This window comes from Mycobacterium sp. NGS24, assembly GCF_059813065.1.
Window position 1 is genome coordinate 77,721 of sequence record NZ_JCALDW010000004.1, and the last position, 20,159, is coordinate 97,879.

Sequence of the window (20,159 nt, forward strand, 5' to 3'; positions counted from 1 at the left end):
TACCCATTAGCTATGCCGTCCGACCGCGTCGCCATCGTGGGCGTCGGCCTGTCGGACTGCGGGCGCGTTCCCGACAAAACCGCCATGGCGCTGATGGCGCAATCCTCGCGTCGCGCCATCGCGGACGCCGGCCTGACCAAGGACGACATCGAAGGTTTCGGTGGGCACGGATCCTTGCTCCCGCCGGCAGAAGTCTGCGAATACCTCGGTCTGCGACCTTCCTGGGTCGACGCCACCAATGTCGGTGGTTCTTCGTGGGAAGTGATGGCTCGTCATGCGGCGGCGGCGATCACGACGGGCGAGATCGACGTCGCGCTGTTGACCTACGGATCAACCGCACGCTCCGACGTCAAGCGAAGAATACGCGCGTCGGCAGCTGCGCTGGATGCCGGTGGCGCACTGCAGTACGAAGCGCCTTACGGCGCAACCCTGATCGCCAAGTACGCGATGGCAGCCAGGCGCCACATGGTCGAATTCGGTACCACCGTCGATCAACTGGCTGAAGTCGCCGTCGCTGCCCATGAGTGGGCGGTGATGAACGAGAACGCTTTTGAGCGCGACCGCATCACCGCGGCCGACGTCGCGGCCGCGCCGATGCTGGCTGACCCGTTCACCACCAAACATGTGTGTCTGCGCACCGACGGTGGTGGCGCGGTGGTGTTGGCCAGCGAGCGGGTCGCGAAAAATTCTTCCCACGAACCGATCTGGATCCTTGGTGCCGCCGATGCGACGTCACATGTGAGCATGAGCCAGTGGCCTGACTTCACCACCTCCCCGGCGGCAACGTCGGGGCCGCGTGCGTTCGCACAGGCCGGGGTGCGCCCGGCTGAGGTCGACGTGTGCCAGCTCTACGACTCGTTCACGTCCACCGTGCTGCTGACCGTAGAAGACCTCGGCTTCTGCGCAAAGGGCGAGGGGGGACCGTTCATCGGGTCCGGTGCCCTGCGTCCCGGCGGCGCACTGCCGACCAACACCGATGGCGGTGGCCTGGCCTCGTGTCACCCGGGCATGCGCGGCATGTTCCTCATGGTGGAGGCGGTCAAACAGTTGCGGGGGGAATGCGGATCGCGCCAAGTCCCCGACGCGCAGGTGGCCTGCGTCCACGCTATGGGTGGGTTCTTTACCCACAGCGCCACAATGATTCTCGGACGACGGCCGTGACCGACCGGCCGACGATTGACACCGACAGCCAAGCATGGTGGTCGGCGGTCCAGGATCGGACGCTGATGGTCAACGCGTGCCGCGCCTGCGGCAAGACGTCCTTGTACGTCCGGCCGTTCTGTCCACACTGCTGGAGTGAGGATGTCGCGTTGGCGCCGGCGAGCGGACGGGCCCGCCTCTACACCTGGAGCGTGGTCCACCAGAACGCGGCACCCTTCGATGCGTGCACGCCCTACCTGCTTGCGATGGTGGATCTCGAGGAGGGACCCCGCCTGATGACGGTCGTGCAGGATTGTCGCGCCGAGGATCTACGCGCCGAGATGGAAATGGAAATCGCCTTCCGCACCGACGACGACGGCTTCGTCATCCCTGTGTTTCGACCCGCCAACGCCGAGTAGCGGCAGGACGGTCGACCTCCCACCGCGGCATCAAGCTTCATCGGGCACCGGCCCGTGCTCCTATCTCGTAATATCGATGAAACGGATCACCGTCCCGCCGATCCTTCACCCCTTCATTTGGCATCAGCCAGGCGCTCGGCGATCAGTCGCCGACGTCCCTCGGCTGCAACGTGGAGTTTCGCGCGCTCGACCTTGCCATTGGCATTGACGGGCAGCGGCTCGGTCCAGATGACCAGTTCCTCGGGCAGCTTGTACTTCGGCAGCCCCGCCGACGTCAGCGCAATAACGGCGTCGGCCAGTGACATCTCGACGCCGGGTTCGAGCACGACAGCCATCGCCAGACGTTCGCCGGTGATGGCGTCGGCCACCGAGTAGGCGGCGCACTCGCGGATACCCGCGATCCGCGACACCGCATCCTCCACCTCCGCAGCAGGGATCTTGAGCCCGTTGCGAATCACAATGTCCTTGATGCGGCCGATGATTCGCACGCGGCCGTCTACCAGTTCCGCGATATCCCCGGTGCGGAACCATTCGCCGTCAAAAGCAGCTACGTCGTCATCGCTGTCGGTGTAACCAAGAAACGTGTGCGGGCCACGGATACAACACTCTGTCGGCTCTGCCACCGAACCGACCCGCACCTCGACATCGTCGAGCGCCGCCCCGTCGTCGGCATGTCGCAAATCCCTGGCTTCGTCGCGCAAGCCGGCCGTGCTCACCGGCACTTCCGACGAGCCGTAGGCACGCATGACCACGACGCCGAAATCGTCCTCGATACGTTCGACGATCCGACGGTCCAGCATGGTGCCGCCCAAGAAAACCGCCCGCAACGGCACGGTGGACTCCTGTCCCACTGCGCTGTCAAGCATTCTGTCCAACAACCGATCTGGTCCCCCGTACCACGTCGCACCCGAAGTGACCATCAGATCGCTCGTCGACGCAGGATCCCACCGATCCTCGAGGATTACCGGTATCGCCAGCATCGGCCCGATGAACAGGGCCTGCACCACTCCGGTCACCGACGCCAGTGGACTGACGAGCAAGATCCGGTCATCAGACCCGAGACCGGCCGCCGTGATGTAGTTGGCCGAGGCTTTGGCCAAGGTGCTCAGCGAGTGGATGACGCCCTTGGGTCGTGACGTAGTGCCCGAGGTGTACAGCACGAGACATGGTTCATCGGCGGACCGCGAGGGGCGCGAGGGTGTGACGGCACCGGCGGCCGCGGCCGTCTCGATCCAGCGACACTCAGGCACCTCGGCAGCCCAGTTCGGCGCCGCCCCAAGGTGCGCGCCGGTGCGCGTGATGATGTCCGCAACCTGCGCGGCACCCGCACTGCGCGGTACCAGCAACACCACTGCGTCGACGCGCAACGCAGCGTGCACGGCCACCATCGACTCGACGTCGTTGCCGACCACCACCACTATCGGGCGCCCGGGCGTGACACCCGCGTCGGTCATCGCCTGAGCGGCCGAATCGATGCGTTCATCCAGTTCGGCATAAGTCATTTCAACCGCTCGCCCGGCCACCGCGAGCCGGCCGGGATACCGCGCCGCGGTGCTACGCACCAGATCGACAGGCGTCGCCGACCACAGGCCCGCCGCGCGGTAACGAGGGCGCAAGGCCTCGGCCCGCTGGCGTGCCTGGTGCAGCAACCCGCCCATGGGTCCTCCGATGCAAATGTCAGTTCTCGATTGAGCAAATGTAACCTCTCACCCATGCCATCAATGACTTTCGACAATCAGGTAGCAATCGTCACCGGCGCGGGTGGCGGCCTGGGTCGCTGTCACGCTCTCGACCTCGCTCGCCGGGGCGCGCGGGTGGTGGTCAATGACCTGGGTAGCGCTGTCGATGGCAGCGGCGCTTCGACGTCGGCAGCCCAGTCGGTGGTCGACGAGATCACCACTGCCGGAGGCACCGCGATAGCCAACGGCGACTCGGTGGCGACCGAGCAGGGCGGAGTCGCGATCGTCGACGCCGCGACCGACGCCTTCGGCCGGGTCGATGTACTGGTGAATAACGCAGGAATTCTGCGGGACGCCGCGTTCAAGAACATGACGGCCGACCAGGTCGATGCCGTCATCGCGGTGCACCTGTCCGGAGCCTTCAACGTCACCCGAGCAGTCTGGCCGGTCATGCGGGCGCAGAATTACGGCAGGATCGTTCAAACAACTTCGGGCACTGGTCTTTTCGGAAATTTTGGGCAAGCCAACTATGGGGCGGCCAAGATGGGTCTGATCGGCATGATGCATGTGCTGGCCATCGAAGGGGCCCGCAACGGCATCGCGATCAACGCGGTCGCCCCCATCGCTCGCACCCGTATGACGGAGAAGATCCTGGGCGAGGCGGGCAAGGTGATGGATCCAGAGTTGGTCACACCGGTGGTGGTCTACCTGTCGCACCGCAGCTGTGACCGCACGGCGCACATCTATTCGGTGGGCGCCGGGAAGGTGTCGCGGGTGTTCATCGGTGTGACCAAGGGAATTGAGGACGCAGCGCTGTCGGCGGAACAAGTGGCGGACTCGATCGACGAGATCGATGACAGCGCCACCTTCACGATTCGCGGCGGACCGGCCTGAGATCAGCGCCCAAGGAATCGCGGCTGACGCCGCTCGGCGAACGACGCCAGCCCTTCCTGCAGGTCCAAGGTTCGCGACACCACCTCCTGCGCCCAGGCCTCTTCCTCGAAAGCCCGGTCGCGCCCAGACTCGGACGACACCGACAACAAGCGCTTGGTCAGCCCCAGCATCACCGTCGGGCCGGCCGCCAGACGCACGGCGAGCTCCTCGGCGGCCGCATCGGTATCGCCCAGTGCCACTACACGATTGGCCAACCCGAGGCGCTCGCACGTCGCTGCGTCGACCGGCTCACCGAGCATCAACAGTTCGGTGGCCTTGCGCAACCCGACAATTCTCGTCAGCAAGTGGACGGCACCGGAGTCGGGCAAGATGCTGCGATGCACGAATGCCTCGACGAGCTTTGCCTGCGCAGACATCACCACCAGATCACACGCCAGGACCAGACTTGCACCCGCTCCGGCGGCAGCGCCCTTGACTGCGGCAACCACCGGTTTGTCGCAGTCAAGCACCGATGCGATGAGGCGTTGCCAGCCCTGCTGCAACATCCGCGCCACGTCGCCGGGCCGCCGCTCTGGTTGCGGATCCCCCGTGGTGGCTGCCAACCCTGCCCCGGTACAGAAGTGTCGGGTGCCGGCGGCGCCGAGCAGGACAGCGCGCACGGCGGAGTCATCTTTAGCGCGTAGGAAAACCTCGGTCAGCGCGTCACGTGCCAACGGAGACAACGAATTTCCTACCTGAGTACGGTCGATCGTGACCCGGGCGACCGCATCCTCGCCGAGCGACACCACTATTCCGGACACTTCTTCATTCATCTCGCAAACCATCCCGTTCAGACCTGCGTTAACGGCGTTTCCGCTTTTCGGGTATCTTAATTTCCACCTTGTCCGGCTAGCACACGGGCCACAACGGGGAGGCGATCCGATGCCGGAGACCGGCCAAATCACCGATGAGGGACTGGCCAGACTGCGCGCCACCATCGGTATCGCCGTCCCGCACCCGCAACCTCCCCACTACATTCGTCCCAATGAGGACGCGTTTCGACACGTCGCCGAGAGCTACGGTGACGCCAACCCGCTGTGGGCGGATCCGGAGTACGCGGCCAAGTCGGTCTGGGCTGAGTCAGTCGCGCCGCCCGCCCTGGTCGGTGGCGACACGCTGATCGGCGAGGACGAGGTCGACACGCTCTCCGACGATGACCGCGCCCTGACCAAGGGTGACCCGTTGCGGGGCGTGCACGCCTTCTACGCGTCCTCAGCGCGGGAATGGTGGGCGCCGTTGCGCGCCAATCATCGGGTATACCGGCGCAATGCGCTGGTGGCGGTACTGGACAAACCCAGTGAATTCGCAGACCGGGCAATCCACGAGTGGTCGGCCCAGGTGTTCCGCGACGACGAGGGCGTGATCCTGGGCGGCCAGTACCGCAACATGATTCGCACCGAGCGAAGAAAGGCCCGCGGCCGCAAGAAGTACGACGCTGTCGAACTGAAGACATGGACTACCGAGGAGATCGCCGAACTCGACGAACGCTATGCGCACGAAACAGTGCGCGGTGCCGAACCACGCTGGTGGGAGGACGTCACCGAAGGGGATGTGGTCGGACCGCTGACCAAAGGGCCGCTGACGGTGACCGACATGGTCTGCTGGCACGTCGGCATGGGCACCGGGATGTACGGCGTTCGACCGTTGCGGTTGGCGTGGCGCAACCGGCAACGCATTCCCCGCTTCTATACCCGGAACGAGTACGGCGTGCCCGATGTTCAGCAGCGGGTGCACTGGGATCCCGGCGCGGCCAGGAACGCAGGCAATCCCAGCACCTTTGATTACGGCCGGATGCGCGAGACCTGGCTGATCCACCTCTGTACGGACTGGATGGGTGACGACGCCTGGCTGTGGAAACTCGATTGCGAATTCCGCCTGTTCAATTACGTGGGCGACCTACACACCATCACCGGCACCGTCGTGCGTAAGTACCTCGCCGAAGGCGACCGTCCCGCTGTCGATCTTGAGCTGGCCGCGACCAGTCATCGCGGTCAGGTCACCGCGCCCGGGCATGCCTCGATTCTATTGCCCAGCCGCGATCGCGGACCGGTGCGACTACCTGATCCGCCCGGCAGTGCCACCAACTTGACGGACCTATTGACCGCCGTGTCAGCGCAATTCACCGAGCGCTGACCAAATGACTTACAATACTGTTCCGGGACTTCAAGCCGTACAACATGATTCGACACTGCGGCTGACCCTTGATCGTGCTGATCGCCGCAACGCCGTCGACGATGTGATGCTCGACGCCCTGATCGCCCATATCGCGGCTGCGGGAATCGACGAGTCGGTGCGTGTCATCCGAATCGACGCCGAAGGAGCCGACTTCTGCGCGGGGTCCGACTTGATCGCCAATAATGCGAAATCGGAACGTAAGCCCCGCGTGGGCAGCACGCAGCGCCGGTTGCCCAGTAAAGCCAACCGGTTGATCCCGTTGATGCTGGAAACCCAGGTGCCGATCGTGGCTGTAGTGCGTGGCTGGGCGGCGGGGCTGGGGTTTCACGTCGCGATGGCCGCCGATTTCTGTGTGGCCACCGACGACGCCCGGTTCTGGGAACCATTCATGGCACGCGGATTCACGCCCGACAGTGGCGCGGCATGGCTGCTCCCCCGCCTGATCGGTATGGTCCGCACCCGCCAGTTGCTCATGCTGGGTCAAGAGATCTCCGGTGCCACCGCAGCACAGTGGGGCATCATCCACAGTGCAGTCTCGGTTGACCACTTGGAAGCTGCCGCAACCGAACTGGTGTCGACACTCAGTGCTGCGCCCACGGTTGCGCTCGGCCTCACCAAGTGGCTGCTGCAGAGCGGCAACGGACTCGACCTCGACCGTCACCTGCAGAATGAGGCGATGGCGCTCGAATTATCCAGCCGCAGTGAAGATTTCCGCGAAGGTCTGGCTGCCTTTCGCGACAAACGCGATGCAAAGTTTCAGGGCCGATGACACCGGTACCAATCGGCCCTGCCACCAGCGTCGCTGAAGCGGTCACCGCGGTAGAGCGGTGGATCACCGACGAGGTGCCAGAAACGTGGCGCGCCGCGGCGGCCGCTGGGCCCGACGCCTTACGCACCGTTCGGAGTCCGTCTGATTACCGGCAGTGGTACCCGGCGTTCGCACAGTCGGGTTTGGTCGCGCCCACCTGGCCGACCGAACACGGCGGGCTGAGCATCACCGATGACGCCGCCCGCGCCATCGAAACCGTGCTGCGGCCGTTGCGGTTTTCCCGGCTCAACCCGCTGGGCCTCAATAATGCCGCCGCCGCACTGTTCAGCCACGGGACCGAGGAGCAACGACGGCGCTTCCTGCCGCCGATCGTGCGCAACGAGGAGAAGTGGTGCCAACTGTTCAGCGAGCCCGGCGCCGGCTCCGACCTCGCTTCACTTGCCACCCGTGCCGTGCGCGACGGTGATCAGTGGATCATTACCGGCCAGAAGGTCTGGACCACCTGGGCAGATGAAGCCGACTTCGCCATCCTGTTGGCCCGCACTGATCCAGACCAACCGAAACACCAAGGCATCACTTATTTTTTGCTCGACATGCGCCAGCCAGGCGTCCAGGTCCGCCCGCTGCGTCAGATCACCGGCGAAAAGGAATTCAACGAAGTCTTCCTCGACGGTGCCCGTGTTCCCGACGAGCACCGGGTCGGCGATATCAATGACGGCTGGCGGGTCAGCGCGTCGACGCTGTCCAGCGAACGCCAGATGGTCTCGGGGTCGGGGTCCGGCGGCATGGGACGTCTCGGCGGCTTCAGCGCCGAGCGGCTGATCACCCTCGCTCAGGAAACCGGCCGCTGGGATGATCCAGTGGTCCGAGTGAAAGTCATGCGTCTGTGGGCCCAGGAAAAGGTCCGGGGCTGGACCAATGCCCGCGTGCGGGCGGCACTTTCGGCCGGCCAGTCCCCTGGCGCTGCGTCGTCGATCGGCAAAGTGCACCAAGCCACCCTCAATCAGCAGATTCAAGACCTGATGGTCGACTTGCTTGGCACGGATGCAGTCGCATGGCCCGCTGCCGACGATCCGGATGCCATGCCGCCCGAGGTGCACGGCATGCTGCGCAGCCTCGCCAATGCAACCGAAGGCGGCACCACCGACATCAACAAGAACATTCTCGGCGAGCGGGTGCTCGGCCTGCCCCGCGAACCCGACCCGTGGAAAGGCAAGCCGTGGCGAGACATTCCCCGCTCGTGAGCGGTTATGAACGACTCGTAGTGGAAAAGTCGGACGGCATCGGATGGCTCATCCTGAATCGTCCGGACGCCGGCAACGCTTTCGACGCACTCATGCTCGACGAGCTCGAATCCGCGTGGGCCACTCTTGAAGCCGACCCCGAGGTGCGGGTGATCGTCAACACCGCAAACGGTAGCGCGTTCTGCACGGGCATGGACGTCGTGCAGGTAGCCCGGGACAAGGAGGCGATGCGCCGGCACTCACGGCGGACCAGGGATGCGGCGCTGATGATCTCGTCCTGGCACTGCCAGGTGTGGAAGCCGGTGATCGCGGCCGTCAACGGTGTGTGCGCGGGCGGGGGGTTGCACCTGGTTGCCGATGCCGACATCGTCATCGCAGCCCAGTCGGCGTCTTTCGTCGATCCGCACGTATCGGTGGGACAAGCGGTCGCCTACGAGGCGATCACCCTGCTGCGGAAGTCCCCGATGGAGGCGATCGCCCGAATGACGCTCAGCGGCAAGGGCGAGCGAATCTCGGCCCAGCGCGCGTACGAGCTGGGAATCCTGTCCGAGGTGGTCCCGGACGGCGAGCTCCGCGAAGCGGCCGCACGGCTGGCCGCCGTCATCGCCCGCAACTCGCCAACGGCGATGCGCGCCACCAAGAAAGCGCTGTGGCGATCGCTGGAGGTCGGACTCACCCAGGCGCGCAACGATGCGGCCGAAGAGATCTGGCGCCTCCGGAATCACCCCGACCACGCCGAAGGCGTCCGGGCCTGGACGGAGCAGCGGCCCGCGCGCTGGGAACCACTCGAATCCGCGGAGGTTTCATGACCTATCAGCGGCTTGTCGTGGAGCGGCACGGACCCGTCGGCTGGATCATCAACAACCGTCCGGACCGCCTCAATGCCTACGACGCCACGATGCGCGAAGAATTCCCCAGAGCGTGGGCGGAATTGGACGCCGACCCCGATGTCCGCGTCATCGTGCACACCGGGAACGGCCGGGGTTTCCAGGTGGGCGCCGACGTCGAAGAACTCGACGGTGCAGCCGTGCTGCAGTTCCAGGAGACGATGCGCACACTCGACCTCAAACTCACCGCCTGGCACTGCAACGTCGGCAAGCCGGTGATCACCGCGGTCAACGGTGTCTGCGCGGGCGGCGGTCTGCACTGGGTGGCCGACGCCGACATCGTCATCGCCGCGTCCGACGCAACATTTGTCGACCCGCATGTCTCCATCGGTCAGGTCTCGGCTTTGGAGACGATCGCCCTGATGCGCAAAGTGCCGGCCGAAGCGGTGCTGCGCATGGCGCTGGTCGGCAGTCACGAGCGGCTGACCGCACGACGCGCATACGAACTCGGGATGATCAGCGAAATCATCGATCCGCCCGAAAGATTGCGGGACGCCGCGCAGCAGCTTGCGGAGCAGATCGCCAAGAATTCGCCCGCGGCCATGCGGGCCACCAAGCGTGCGCTGTGGGGTGCGCTGGAGCATGGGCTGACCGACGCGTGCAGGGAAGGCGCCAAGCATCTGACATCGATGTGGGGACACCCTGACCAGAATGAGGGGCCGTTGGCCTTCGCCGACAAGAGACCACCGAATTGGCTGCCGTTGCAGAGGGATTCGTGAGTCTGACTGAGGTTCTCGCGGGCCTGCCCGACGTCGCCGTGCACACCCTCGACGGCGAGGTGACACGCGCAGACCTCACCGCCAGCGCAAAGCAGATGGGTCGGGTGCTCACTGAGATCGGCTTGACCACCGGCCAAGTAGTCGCCGCGATGCTGCCCAATGAAGCCGTGACGGTCGCTGCGCTCTTCGGCACCTGGCACGCCGGCGGCGTGTACACCCCGCTGAACCCGCGGGTCGCCGAAGCTGAGCTTGTCGCCCAGCTGCAAACGTTGCGGCCCGTTGCGGTAGTCACCACCCCTTCGCTGGCTCAACGGTTTTCGGCCTTCGAGCTACCCGTCGTCACGCGTTCTGGGTTGACGTGGTCAGCGAGCGCATCCATCGCCGAATCGTCCGAGCCACGCAGCTACGACGCCGATGTCGCGTTACTGCAGTTCACCTCGGGCACCACCGGCCCGCCGAAACCGGTGCCGCTACGCCATGCCACTGTGTTGGATCTCATTGACCGGTTGCTGGCCAAGCTACGCGGAGCAAAGTCCGGTAAGAGCGGGAGACGTGCCCCGATGCCCAACTTGGTACCGCTGTCTTTATCGTTATGGGCGGGCATCTACCAGGTGCTGTTCGCGTTTCGCGCGGGTTCGGGTGTGGTACTGATGGATCGGTTCTCGGCGGCTGACTTCGCGGCGCTGGTTCAGCGACATCGACTGCGCTCCACGGTATTACCGCCTGCGGCGTTGACGATGGTGTTGCACGACGACACAGTCACCGACCTGTCGCCGCTCGAGATCGTCCGGTCCATCACCGCTCCCCTTTCTCCGGTTCAGGCCGCGCGATTCCGCGACAAGTTCGGCGTGCTGGTGCTCAACTCCTACGGTCAGACCGAACTCGGCGGCGAAGTAGTGGGTTGGTCGGCCGCCGACGCGCGCGAATGGGGTGAAGCCAAGCTCGGCTCCGTGGGCCGTCCGCTGCCGGGCATCGACGTGCGGGTCACCGACGACGAGGTGATGGTCCGGACACCGACCACCGCGGCCCGCAAGATCGACCCGGCCTTCCTCGACCGTCTCACCGAGGACGGCTGGTTCCACACCGGTGACCTCGGCTGGTTCGACGACGACGGCTTCCTGTGGCTCGACGGCCGGGTGTCGGACATGATCAATCGAGGCGGGCTCAAGGTGTTTCCCGGCGCGGTCGAGGATGTGCTGGTGGCCGCCGACGGTGTGCGCGATGCGGCGGTGGTAGGGGTATCCGACGAGCGGCTGGGCGAGGTGCCGTGGGCATTTGTGGTGCGCGCCAACCAATCGCTCTCCGAGATCGAGCTGTTGTCCTGGTGCCGGGAGCGACTGACGCCTTATCGGGTTCCGGTTCGTGTGGTGTTCGTGGATCAGCTGCCGCGCAACGAAGTTGGCAAAGTTGTCAAGCGCGACCTGGCTGTGCTCGCCGATGGCGCATCCGCAACGTCCCAGTCCAACCCTCGGCGTTGACGGCGGTTACTGCACCGACCTCTTGGACCAGTAGCGGAAATGTCAGTTCTCGTATTCGGATATAGTTGTCTCCGACAGCAACGTGCAGAGGAGGCGGCCGTGAAGGATGGACAGGCTTTCGAGGTGTGGGATGCCGATAACCACATGTACGAGACCATCGACGCCTACACCCGCTATCTGCCGGAGAAGTATTCCGAGGCACTGAAGTTCGTCGACGTGAAGGGTCGCACGAAGCTGCAGATCCTTGGTGTCGTCACGGAATGCATCCCCAACCCCACCTACGAGGTAATCCCCACCCCGGGCGCCTGGGCCGACTACTACCGGGGCATTAACCCCGACGGCAAGTCGCTGCGCGAGCTGGCCGAACCCATCCGGTGCCCGGACGAATTCCGAAGGCCGGATCTGCGACTGGCGCTGATGGATCGCCAGGGTGTCGACGGTGCGGTGATGTTCCCGACGACCGCCGGGATGCTCGAGGAACGGACGAAGTCGGATTCCGAGCTCACTCATGCGATTACGCACGCCTTCAACCGTTGGCTCCTGGATGACTGGACATTCAATTATCAGAACAGGATTCTCGCCGTTCCTGCGGTCTCGCTCAACGATCCCGCCCAAGGCGTCCAGGAACTCGAATGGTGCCTGGCCAACGGCGCCAAGACGATACTTATTCGGCCGGCACCGGTGCCGCGTGACGACGGCACCTCGCGCTCCCCCGCATTGCCCGAATTCGACGAATTCTGGCGTCTGGTCGAGTCGTCCGGAATTTCCGTTCAGATGCACAACTCTGATGCGGGGTATGACCGCTACCTGAACGACTGGGAGGGCGGCGACGAGTTTCAGGGCTTCCAACTGACCAAGTTTCGCGGCTTCATCTACGAGGAGAGCCGGCACATCTTTGACACGCTGGCGGCGTTCATCGCCCATGGTGTGTTCGAAAGATTCCCGGGACTCCGCATCGGGGTGGTCGAGAACGGCGGGTCGTGGGCTCAGCGCCTGATGGAGGTGTTCGACCGCGTCTACCGCAAGAAACCGCGGGACTTCAACGAGAATCCTTGTGACGTGTTCCGTAGACACGTGTGGGTCAACCCGTTCCACGAAGAAGACATGTCGCACCTGATCGAGGTAATCGGCGCGGATCGGGTGATGTTCGGTTCAGACTTTCCGCATCCGGAGGGGCTCGCCGAGCCAGCCACTTTCATCAAGCAACTCGAGAACCTGCCCGCCGTCACCACCGCACGGGTGATGGGTGGCAACCTCAGGGAACTCATCGGCCTTTAGAGCGCGACTGCCTGCTCACGACTGACGGACCCGCCAACGGATTGGTGAGCAGCCCCGGTGGCGCACACACGACATCCGGTATCGCGTTCACCGCGGCCATCGCCGTGACCGTGATACCTGGATTCACACGATCAGCGGGTGACTGTGGAAGATGCAGTGCCAGGCTCATGCTGGGATCGCCCTCGATCCGAAACACCATGCCGCCTTGACCTCCTCGTGCCGGCTTTGGCCAGTGCGCGGGCCATGGTGTGCTGCTGACTGTAGCGAAATATTGCACGGCGACCGCTGGTTTATTCTCGATGACCCCGGCCAGCTGCCAGCGATGAGCGCAAATCGTTCCTGCTTCGATGACGCCCAAGGCGGTTTGCAGATCCGAGGGCGCGAGCAAGGTCTCCCAATCGAGCTCGACCGAATCCAGTTCCAGCCCAAGGATTTCGGCGATATAGCACACCACGGTATCCCAATCATGGTTCACCTTGCCCGAGGCGATACGGACAGGAACATGGCCGTCCGGCTTCCCGAAACCCATGGATTCGTGCAGGACGTCCCAGATCGGGTAGGACGTGTCCAAATCGAGCGCGTACTCGTCCATTCGATAGGACTCGACAGTGCCCGCGCCGGAGAGTAAGGCAGTAGGTAGGTTGAGGCTGATGAAGCCGGGCTCGCTACCAGTTGCGTAGAAAGTCGAGATTCCCTGCTCAGCAGCGTCTTTCACGGCTTGGCGCCACTCTGCCGGCGCAGCAGGTGGATACACCAGCGGGATCAGCGAGATCGTCACGACATTGACGCCTGCCTTGAGGTACTGCACGATGTCGGCGATCGCATCGGCCTCGCGCCGTACGGCGGTAGCGCAGTAAAGAACGCAATCCGGCTTCAAGGCCAGTACCGCCTCGACATCGTCCGTCGCCGTCACGCCGGTGTCCTGCTGTCCGACAAGGCGACCGGCGTCGACGCCGACCTTGTCCGGAGTAGAGACCTTCACTCCCACCAGGTCCAACGCAGGATCGCCGATTACCGCACGCAATGCCTCTTTACCAGTGAGTCCGGTGCCCACATGCACCACTCGGGGCCGTTTACCGCCAGGCTCGTCGACCACTCTCGCTCCCCTCCCCATCTCGCTATGCCAACTCTGCGCAGCGCTTCGGATAGGGCCACGCCACCCCCGGCGGCATCGCGCACAACATGAGAGATTCGCGACCCCACGGCACTCATTCGCCACCAGCCTGGCTGTCGATTCTCGAGCGTCCGAGACAAGTTCCTCGGGATTCCGAATCCACGCTAAAAGGCGTGTAATCAGGAGTCAAGGTTACGACAACGTACCCATCACCCAGCAACGGGAATCCGTAGTTCCCCATGACGGCTCGCGAATCATGAGGTAAGTGCGGGTTCAAGCGCCGGCACGCGATGCTTGGCAACAAGGGTTGCCAGACGGCCGTCAGGGCCCTCACCCGCCGATCCGATCAAGGTAATTGCGGCGCTGGGTCTCGTCGAAATGCCCGGGTGGCTCGTTCCGGGTGGCGAGCCGTTTGATCATCTGAAGCAAGGGTTCTGGGGTGACTTCTTCTACCAGCCCGAACGGTGCCAGCCACCGCGGCACGGTGACCTCCCGTCCCGGCCGCCGCGCACTGTCGGCGATGACCGCGCCAATCTGGTCGGGTTGCCTGGTCGGCAGCAGGTCCAGCGTCACCCCCGCGGTCAGCTCGGTGTGCACAGCGGTCGGCATGACCGTGGTGATAGTGACGTCGGTATCAGCGATTTCGGCACGGACGGCGCGAGACAGTGCGGCCACGGCCGATTTCGTCGCGCAATACACCGAGATCCCTGGCGTGGTCACCTTTGCCGCCATCGACGCGAGGTTGACGATGTGCCCGTGATTGCGGTTCACCATCTCGGGCAGGAACTCGTGCATGCCATTGATGACGCCAACCAGGTTGACCGCTACTTCCCGGTGATAGGCCGAAAGCTTCTGCTCGACGAAGGGGCCCATGTACTGAATGCCGGCGTTGTTCACCAGCATCGCGACCGGACCGTCGGCGGCGGCGGCTTGGTGAAACGCCGCCATACTGGATTCGTCGGTCACATCCAGACAGGTTGCTCTGGCCCCGATTTCGCGGGCAGTGCGTTCGGCTTCGTCGGCGTCAAGATCGCCAATCCATACCGTTGCCCGCCGGGCGACCAAGGCCGCAGCCGTCGCTCGACCGATGCCGCGTGCGCCACCCGTGACGCACGCAACCGCTCCGGCGAGGTCGATCATCGGCTTGAACGCTCGTCGGCGAACTCTCGCAGTGCGAAGTAGGCGATGAGACGAATTTCGCCGCTACGCATCATCAACAACGCACGGCCAAGGTAAAGACCGGGCAGGAGTTCCACCACCTCGTCGCGGGTCCGTTTGATCGGGAATGTCCGAACGCTGGGATTGCGGTACTCCTCAGGGCTGTAGTCCAATGCTCGCACCTTGATGTACGGCGCAACTGCAGCGGTGTCGATCCGATGATTGAAGGAAAAGCCCTCTATCTCAGAGCCAACTCTGCGCAGCCCGGAGTAGAGGGGCGCAATGGCGCGCAGCGCATACCGGGCCAACGGCGCCAGCCGGTTGAAGCCGGTGTCGGTATCGAAAGTCTTTCCCCGCCAGGTCGGATTGATCTTCAACAAGGGGTTGGCCAGGGCGGCCTCCGGTATACCGAAGAGGTTGCCGACGATCAGCCCCTCCAATGCGCCGTGCGGACCGTCGGGGGCGTCGCCGCGCTCGAAAAGTGCGGACAATTGGTCGCGCCGACCAGCCTCACCGAGTTCGCGGAGGTAACTCCAGCCCTGCCGTTGCGCAAGGACGGGCGAGTTCTGGGATAGCAACCGCAGGTCGTCAAGCACTGATGTCGTCACTACCGGGTTTTCGATGGCGTCTGCGGCCGAGGTCATTATGAGCCCTCCTTATCGTGGTCATCTGGTACGACACCGTGCCAGAATATGTGGGTGCAGTCAATCTGCAACGATCGAGCGGTGCCTGACTCCACGCAGCGTTCCTACGGTGGACAATCCGCGGACTCCCGCCGCGCGCAGCGACGCCGGCGTCTGCTGGATGCCGCGATGGAGGTGATGTCGCGCGACGAATGGCGCAGTGCGACGGTCGAAAAGCTTTGTACTACAGCCGGTTTGAACAAGAGATACTTCTACGAAAGTTTCACCGATCTCGATGCCTTGTCTGCCGCCGTTGTCGACGACATCGCCGAGGATGTTCGTGCCGCCACAGTCCGGGCAGCAGACGAGTCAGCTGACGGGCCACTGGAGGCGCAAGCATTAGCCGGTGTGGCCGCTGCGGTGCGCGAGCTGGTTGACGATCCGCGCCGCGCGCGTGTACTGCTGGGGGGCGTCGCGGCATCGCCTGAGTTGCGCGACCACCGCGTCACGGTCATGCACCGCCTCACCGGTGTATTGATCGATCACGGACGAATGGTGCACGGCGTCGAATTGGAGACCGACCCATTGGCCAAGGTCGCGCCGGCTTTCATCGTCGGAGGCACCGCAGACGCAATCCTGTGCTACGTCAACGGCGACGTCGAACTATCTCTCGATGATTTCATCGCCCAACTCGCGACGCTGTGGCTCATCACCGGGAACGGGGCCGCGCAGATTGCTCGTGCGCGAACCACACCGAGTGTGGGCCCTTTGAACGAAAAGCGCTGAGAAGAAATACAAATCCCCCACACATGACGCGCGAGGGCGGTGCGTCAGACGCTAAAGCGCACGCGGAGTTGGTTCTTCAGCACCTTGCCAGTGAGGTTTCGCGGCAACGCTCCCAAGATTTCGAGCCGCTCCGGGGATTTGTGCCGGCTCAGACCTTGCTTCTGACAATGCTCGGCCAGCGCGGCGAGCGTGACCGGACTTCCTGGTTGAGGTACTACCACGGCGCAAACCCGTTCGCCGGTCCGCGGATCCGGCACGCCGATGACCGCGACATCGGCAACCGCCGGGTGCGTTGCCAGCACCCCCTCGATCTCAAGAGCCGAAATATTCTCCGCATTGCGGATGATCGCGTCCTTGATTCGCCCGGTGATGATGACGTTGCCGTCAGTGTCGAGTCTTCCTTGGTCGCCACTGCGAAACCACCCCTCGCGGTCGAAAGCACTGGCGTTCAGCGATTCGTCGACGTACCCAAGGAAGCACTGCGGTCCCTTGAGTCGCAGTTCACCCTCCTGACCGATGTCCACCTCGCGTTCACTGCTGTCGACAACGCGCACCGATACTCCTGGGACAGGAAGTCCCACCGTGTGGTCAAGCAGGTCGGGTGCACCCTCCGGAGTCTGCGACGTCGCCACCGGAAATTCGGTCAGGCCCCACGAATTGGCGACACCATTAACCGAGAACGTTTCCCGCAATTGGCGTCCCAATTCGGCAGTGATGGGCGCCCCACCACCTACGCAGCCGCGCAGATCGGGGTAGAGCGGTTCGGCTCCGTGGGCGCGCTGCGCAGCCATGAATGCAACGAAAAAGGGGGTGGCAGTACCTAATAGCGTCGGCCGGTGCGCCGCGAGCGCCTGGGGGGTGGCCACGGGGTCGAACGAGTCGAACAACACCAATCGCATGCCGCTCTGCAAACTCGCCGCGAGCATTGCCGCACCACCGATGTGCGAGATGGGAAAGGCTATCGGGTTCACATCAGTATTCGACGCCCCTACGATGCCGAGTACTCCCGCAGCACCTGCCATCACCGAGCGGTCGCAATGGCGGGCGCCTTTTGGCGCGGCGGTGGTGCCCGAGGAGTAGTAGATCCAGCGGGGACCTTCTCCCGAAGAAGGCGCAGGGGGCAGCGCTGCGGGGTCGCCCGCGGGTAGCCGAAGAGACCCCGTTATCGGGGCGTCGTGATCGATCACCACCACTGACATCGGTCGCTGCCCGGCCACTTCGGTAGCCAACGCGGTGTGATCGAACCCACGCCACCGGCCCGGGACTACGAGTACCTCGGTGGCGAGTTGTGCTGTGACGAAACGGACTTCGCTTTCGCGCCAGATCGGCAGAATCGGATTCTGCACCGCGCCTAGGCGGGCGAGTGCCACCATTACCACCGCCGTCTCCAGCGTGGTCGGCAACTGCCACGACACCACGGTGCCCGCGCCTACTCCGGATTCCGACAGTGCCGCCGCCGTGCGCAGACCTTCATCTCGAAGCTGCGCACAGGTGAGGCTGCGACCGTAGTCATCGGTCAGGACGACGCGGTCCGGATGGGCATCCGCCGCCGCGTCGACGAGACCCCAATATGTCTCCCCACCCACTTGCCCGCTCACCCGCTCGGCAACAGCAGGCGACGTTTCGCGAGGATGTTACGCATCATCTCCGAGCTTCCGCCGGAAATCGTATAGGCCCGCGACCATAACCAGCATTCTCGCAGACGCGCTTTCGCCTGCTGAACGTCGTCGGTGCCGGCATCCACTGCGGCGGCGGCAAGTTCTGCCCCGTAGGCCGAAACCCGGTGGTAGGTCTCGGCGAAGCTCAACTTTGCGATCGAGCCGTCACCGGGTTGGTCGGCTCCGATGATGAGCCGTTCGACGTGGTCGTCGATGAACGACTTGGCTACCTCGACCTCGACGGCGAGTTCTGCAATGGCTTGGCGAATGTCGTTGTGGGTCAGCGCCGGCGCGCCGTCGACGAGTGCCTGTCGTGCCACGGTCACAACGTCGTCGATCAGCAATTCGAGCAGGATCACGTTGCCGCCGATGCCGAAGCGCTCGAAGTCCAAGCCCGCCATGATGATCGACCAACCATGGCCGGCTTCGCCGATGAGACTGTTCGCGTCGACCACCACACCGGTCATGAAGACTTCGTTGACTTCGATCGCGTCTCCGACGGTGCGGATGGGTCGGACCTCGACTCCGGGTGCCGACAGCGGCACCGTGAACACCGAAAGTCCATGGTGACGAGACAAAGTCGGGTCGGTCCGAACGAGCGCCAGGCCCATGTCGGCCCAGTGCCCGTCGGTGATCCACGTCTTTTGTCCGTCGATCACCCAACTGCCGTCGATCCGTTGCACAGCGCGGGTGCGGACGGCGGCAATGTCACTGCCCGCATCGGGCTCGCTGAGCAATTGGCACCACACGTGTTCGCTGCGCCGGATCGGCGGCAGCAACGCCTGCTTCTGCTCTTGCGACCCGAAGTGCAGCAGCACATGGGCCGCGAGATTTACCTGGTCGACGGGGCGCGGTGCACGCGCACGCAGAATCTCCTCGCTGACAACGCGGTCATGCAGCGGATGGTGCTCGGCGCGCCCACCGTACTCGACCGGCCAATCCGCGCCGACGAAACCCGCGTCGAACAATCCGGCGAACCAGTTGCGCAACTGGGCTTCCTGCGCGGCATCAACCGGCGCGCGATGCCCCTCACGTGCTTCGATGGCCGGCGCGTGCTGCGCGATGTGCGCCCTTACCCGGTTCCGAAACGCCGCAAGTTGTTCCGCGCTCGGCCTGCTGCCCACACCATTCACCAGCGCAACACCTCGGCGACCAGCGCACGACTTGATCGTGCCGTGCCCATCAGGTGGCCGTTGGTGAAAACCCGGCGCAGTTCATAGTGCAGCGGATACTCCCAGGTGAAGCCGATCCCTCCGGAGAGTTGCATGCACTCGTCCACGGCGGCAGTCGCTTTCGCGGTAACGAAGGCGTGTGCGACGGTCGCCAGCACCATCGCCCGATCATCGGCGGCGGCGACGGCGCGGGCAGCCTTCATCACGACAGCGCGTGCTTTGACTACGAAGACGAGAAGCTCCACCAGTCGGTGCTGGATCGCCTGGAAGCTCGCGACGGGTACGCCAAACGCGATGCGCTCCCTCAAATATGACGTCAACCGCTCGAGAGTCATCGACACGGCGCCGACGGAATCGGCAGCGACCAGCAGCCGGGCCAGCGGGGTCAGCTGCCGGGCATGCTCAGGCGATCCGATCAACACTGTTGAAGCCTCGTCGATCTCAACACGCCAGACCGGACGGGTGACATCCAGCAGATCGCCGTCAAGGCGGCGCACTCGGACCTTTGACGCATCGGCAAGGTGAATGCCGTTGTCGCTCAGTGTGACGAAAATGTTCACTTCGTCTCCGCGGATGGCGCGCGCAGATTCGTGGCTGATCAGCCCCGCGGTGAACGCACCGCTGAGCAACCCGGGCAGCCATTGTTGCCTGATTTCATCGGGCCCGGATGCGACCGCTGCGGCGGCCACGACGGTCCCCAACCACGCCGATCCGTCCTGCGCCCGACCGAGTTCCTCGGCCACAATGCATGATTCAACGGGCCGCCAGCCGGCCCCGCCCGACGCTTCGTCGACCAGCAATCCTGTCCAGTCCATCGTCGCCAGATCGGCTGTGGACTGTTTGTGGTTGCGCTCCGCCAGAAATCTTCGCGCTGACCCCCGCAGCAGATCGAGGTCGACGTCAGCCTCGGGGTCGTCAGGCATCGAG

The 20,159-nt window shown here is 64.2% G+C and carries 19 protein-coding genes; 11 read left to right on the plus strand and 8 right to left on the minus strand.

The features are described from left to right. The first annotated feature begins 12 nt into the window (after positions 1-12). Together AC5Y6Y_RS07840 and AC5Y6Y_RS07845 are read left to right on the plus strand one after the other, a co-directional pair. Positions 13-1,161: an acetyl-CoA acetyltransferase gene (locus tag AC5Y6Y_RS07840; RefSeq protein ID WP_473139039.1), complete on the plus strand. Its 1,149-nt coding sequence runs from the start codon at positions 13-15 to the stop codon at positions 1,159-1,161. Further along, complete coding sequence (locus tag AC5Y6Y_RS07845) at positions 1,158-1,559, plus strand: Zn-ribbon domain-containing OB-fold protein (RefSeq protein WP_473139040.1); 402 nt, start codon at positions 1,158-1,160, stop codon at positions 1,557-1,559. The genes AC5Y6Y_RS07840 and AC5Y6Y_RS07845 overlap by 4 nt, the downstream gene beginning before the upstream one ends. A 113-nt stretch (positions 1,560-1,672) precedes the next feature. Here AC5Y6Y_RS07845 and AC5Y6Y_RS07850 read toward each other — a convergent pair whose 3' ends face one another. Further along, positions 1,673-3,175: a class I adenylate-forming enzyme family protein gene (locus tag AC5Y6Y_RS07850; protein ID WP_473139266.1), complete on the minus strand. Its 1,503-nt coding sequence runs from the start codon at positions 3,173-3,175 to the stop codon at positions 1,673-1,675. 96 nt (positions 3,176-3,271) lie between these two features. Here AC5Y6Y_RS07850 and AC5Y6Y_RS07855 point away from each other — a divergent pair, with 96 nt between their 5' ends. Beyond that, positions 3,272-4,132 carry an SDR family NAD(P)-dependent oxidoreductase gene (locus AC5Y6Y_RS07855; RefSeq protein ID WP_473139041.1) on the plus strand — a complete coding sequence of 287 codons (861 nt, stop codon included), beginning with the start codon at positions 3,272-3,274 and terminating at the stop codon, positions 4,130-4,132. 2 nt (positions 4,133-4,134) lie between these two features. On the opposite strand, the gene AC5Y6Y_RS07860 is transcribed toward AC5Y6Y_RS07855, so the two are convergent. Beyond that, positions 4,135-4,944, minus strand: a complete 810-nt coding sequence (locus tag AC5Y6Y_RS07860) for an enoyl-CoA hydratase/isomerase family protein (RefSeq protein WP_473139042.1) — start codon at positions 4,942-4,944, stop codon at positions 4,135-4,137. A gap of 109 nt (positions 4,945-5,053) precedes the next feature. Here AC5Y6Y_RS07860 and AC5Y6Y_RS07865 point away from each other — a divergent pair, with 109 nt between their 5' ends. The 7 genes from AC5Y6Y_RS07865 to AC5Y6Y_RS07895 all read left to right on the plus strand — a co-directional run bounded on the left by AC5Y6Y_RS07865 (position 5,054) and on the right by AC5Y6Y_RS07895 (position 12,721). Next, positions 5,054-6,304: a hotdog family protein gene (locus AC5Y6Y_RS07865; protein WP_473139043.1), complete on the plus strand. Its 1,251-nt coding sequence runs from the start codon at positions 5,054-5,056 to the stop codon at positions 6,302-6,304. Positions 6,305-6,308: 4 nt separating this feature from the next. Next, on the plus strand, positions 6,309-7,115 hold the full coding sequence (locus AC5Y6Y_RS07870; protein ID WP_473139044.1) for an enoyl-CoA hydratase/isomerase family protein: 807 nt from the start codon (positions 6,309-6,311) through the stop codon (positions 7,113-7,115). Beyond that, positions 7,112-8,359, plus strand: coding sequence for an acyl-CoA dehydrogenase family protein (locus AC5Y6Y_RS07875; protein WP_473139045.1), 1,248 nt, complete (start codon positions 7,112-7,114; stop codon positions 8,357-8,359). Before AC5Y6Y_RS07870 ends, AC5Y6Y_RS07875 begins: the two co-directional genes overlap by 4 nt. Further along, positions 8,356-9,168 (plus strand): enoyl-CoA hydratase/isomerase family protein, encoded by an 813-nt coding sequence (locus tag AC5Y6Y_RS07880; RefSeq protein ID WP_473139046.1) that lies wholly within the window; start codon positions 8,356-8,358, stop codon positions 9,166-9,168. Before AC5Y6Y_RS07875 ends, AC5Y6Y_RS07880 begins: the two co-directional genes overlap by 4 nt. Beyond that, positions 9,165-9,965, plus strand: coding sequence for an enoyl-CoA hydratase/isomerase family protein (locus AC5Y6Y_RS07885; protein ID WP_473139047.1), 801 nt, complete (start codon positions 9,165-9,167; stop codon positions 9,963-9,965). Before AC5Y6Y_RS07880 ends, AC5Y6Y_RS07885 begins: the two co-directional genes overlap by 4 nt. Beyond that, positions 9,962-11,443, plus strand: coding sequence for a class I adenylate-forming enzyme family protein (locus AC5Y6Y_RS07890; protein WP_473139048.1), 1,482 nt, complete (start codon positions 9,962-9,964; stop codon positions 11,441-11,443). The genes AC5Y6Y_RS07885 and AC5Y6Y_RS07890 overlap by 4 nt, the downstream gene beginning before the upstream one ends. A gap of 144 nt (positions 11,444-11,587) precedes the next feature. After that, entirely contained in the window at positions 11,588-12,721 is a 1,134-nt protein-coding gene (locus AC5Y6Y_RS07895) for an amidohydrolase family protein (protein WP_473139267.1), read from the plus strand. Here the strand turns inward: AC5Y6Y_RS07895 and AC5Y6Y_RS07900 are convergent. The 3 genes from AC5Y6Y_RS07900 to AC5Y6Y_RS07910 all read right to left on the minus strand — a co-directional run bounded on the left by AC5Y6Y_RS07900 (position 12,708) and on the right by AC5Y6Y_RS07910 (position 15,637). Further along, positions 12,708-13,817, minus strand: coding sequence for a dihydrodipicolinate reductase (locus AC5Y6Y_RS07900; RefSeq protein ID WP_473139049.1), 1,110 nt, complete (start codon positions 13,815-13,817; stop codon positions 12,708-12,710). The genes AC5Y6Y_RS07895 and AC5Y6Y_RS07900 overlap by 14 nt on opposite strands. 348 nt (positions 13,818-14,165) lie before the next feature. Next, positions 14,166-14,975: an SDR family NAD(P)-dependent oxidoreductase gene (locus AC5Y6Y_RS07905; protein ID WP_473139050.1), complete on the minus strand. Its 810-nt coding sequence runs from the start codon at positions 14,973-14,975 to the stop codon at positions 14,166-14,168. Further along, complete coding sequence (locus AC5Y6Y_RS07910) at positions 14,972-15,637, minus strand: hypothetical protein (protein ID WP_473139051.1); 666 nt, start codon at positions 15,635-15,637, stop codon at positions 14,972-14,974. The genes AC5Y6Y_RS07905 and AC5Y6Y_RS07910 overlap by 4 nt, the downstream gene beginning before the upstream one ends. A gap of 48 nt (positions 15,638-15,685) precedes the next feature. Between AC5Y6Y_RS07910 and AC5Y6Y_RS07915 the strand changes: the two genes are divergently transcribed. Then, positions 15,686-16,402 carry a TetR/AcrR family transcriptional regulator gene (locus AC5Y6Y_RS07915; RefSeq protein ID WP_473139052.1) on the plus strand — a complete coding sequence of 239 codons (717 nt, stop codon included), beginning with the start codon at positions 15,686-15,688 and terminating at the stop codon, positions 16,400-16,402. Between the two features lie 44 nt (positions 16,403-16,446). Here the strand turns inward: AC5Y6Y_RS07915 and AC5Y6Y_RS07920 are convergent, their stop codons facing one another. From AC5Y6Y_RS07920 to AC5Y6Y_RS07930, 3 genes are read right to left on the minus strand one after another with little or no spacing between them, the layout of a single operon-like run. Further along, positions 16,447-17,988 carry a class I adenylate-forming enzyme family protein gene (locus AC5Y6Y_RS07920; protein ID WP_473139268.1) on the minus strand — a complete coding sequence of 514 codons (1,542 nt, stop codon included), beginning with the start codon at positions 17,986-17,988 and terminating at the stop codon, positions 16,447-16,449. Between the two features lie 8 nt (positions 17,989-17,996). Continuing rightward, a complete protein-coding gene (locus tag AC5Y6Y_RS07925) occupies positions 17,997-19,193 on the minus strand; it encodes an acyl-CoA dehydrogenase family protein (protein ID WP_473139053.1) in 1,197 nt (398 codons plus the stop codon). After that, positions 19,190-20,155, minus strand: coding sequence for an acyl-CoA dehydrogenase family protein (locus AC5Y6Y_RS07930; protein WP_473139054.1), 966 nt, complete (start codon positions 20,153-20,155; stop codon positions 19,190-19,192). Before AC5Y6Y_RS07930 ends, AC5Y6Y_RS07925 begins: the two co-directional genes overlap by 4 nt. Between the last annotated feature and the right edge of the window lie 4 nt (positions 20,156-20,159).

What these genes read in the sequence shown, in the direction of transcription:
- AC5Y6Y_RS07840 (WP_473139039.1), top strand. Translation starts at nt 13, where the DNA reads ATGCCGTCCGACCGCGTCGCCATCGTGGGCGTCGGCCTGTCGGACTGC.
- AC5Y6Y_RS07855 (WP_473139041.1), top strand. Translation starts at nt 3,272, where the DNA reads ATGCCATCAATGACTTTCGACAATCAGGTAGCAATCGTCACCGGCGCG.
- AC5Y6Y_RS07860 (WP_473139042.1), bottom strand. Translation starts at nt 4,944, where the DNA reads ATGAATGAAGAAGTGTCCGGAATAGTGGTGTCGCTCGGCGAGGATGCG.
- AC5Y6Y_RS07865 (WP_473139043.1), top strand. Translation starts at nt 5,054, where the DNA reads ATGCCGGAGACCGGCCAAATCACCGATGAGGGACTGGCCAGACTGCGC.
- AC5Y6Y_RS07870 (WP_473139044.1), top strand. Translation starts at nt 6,309, where the DNA reads ATGACTTACAATACTGTTCCGGGACTTCAAGCCGTACAACATGATTCG.
- AC5Y6Y_RS07875 (WP_473139045.1), top strand. Translation starts at nt 7,112, where the DNA reads ATGACACCGGTACCAATCGGCCCTGCCACCAGCGTCGCTGAAGCGGTC.
- AC5Y6Y_RS07885 (WP_473139047.1), top strand. Translation starts at nt 9,165, where the DNA reads ATGACCTATCAGCGGCTTGTCGTGGAGCGGCACGGACCCGTCGGCTGG.
- AC5Y6Y_RS07895 (WP_473139267.1), top strand. Translation starts at nt 11,588, where the DNA reads ATGTACGAGACCATCGACGCCTACACCCGCTATCTGCCGGAGAAGTAT.
- AC5Y6Y_RS07905 (WP_473139050.1), bottom strand. Translation starts at nt 14,975, where the DNA reads ATGATCGACCTCGCCGGAGCGGTTGCGTGCGTCACGGGTGGCGCACGC.
- AC5Y6Y_RS07910 (WP_473139051.1), bottom strand. Translation starts at nt 15,637, where the DNA reads ATGACCTCGGCCGCAGACGCCATCGAAAACCCGGTAGTGACGACATCA.
- AC5Y6Y_RS07915 (WP_473139052.1), top strand. Translation starts at nt 15,686, where the DNA reads ATGTGGGTGCAGTCAATCTGCAACGATCGAGCGGTGCCTGACTCCACG.
- AC5Y6Y_RS07930 (WP_473139054.1), bottom strand. Translation starts at nt 20,155, where the DNA reads ATGCCTGACGACCCCGAGGCTGACGTCGACCTCGATCTGCTGCGGGGG.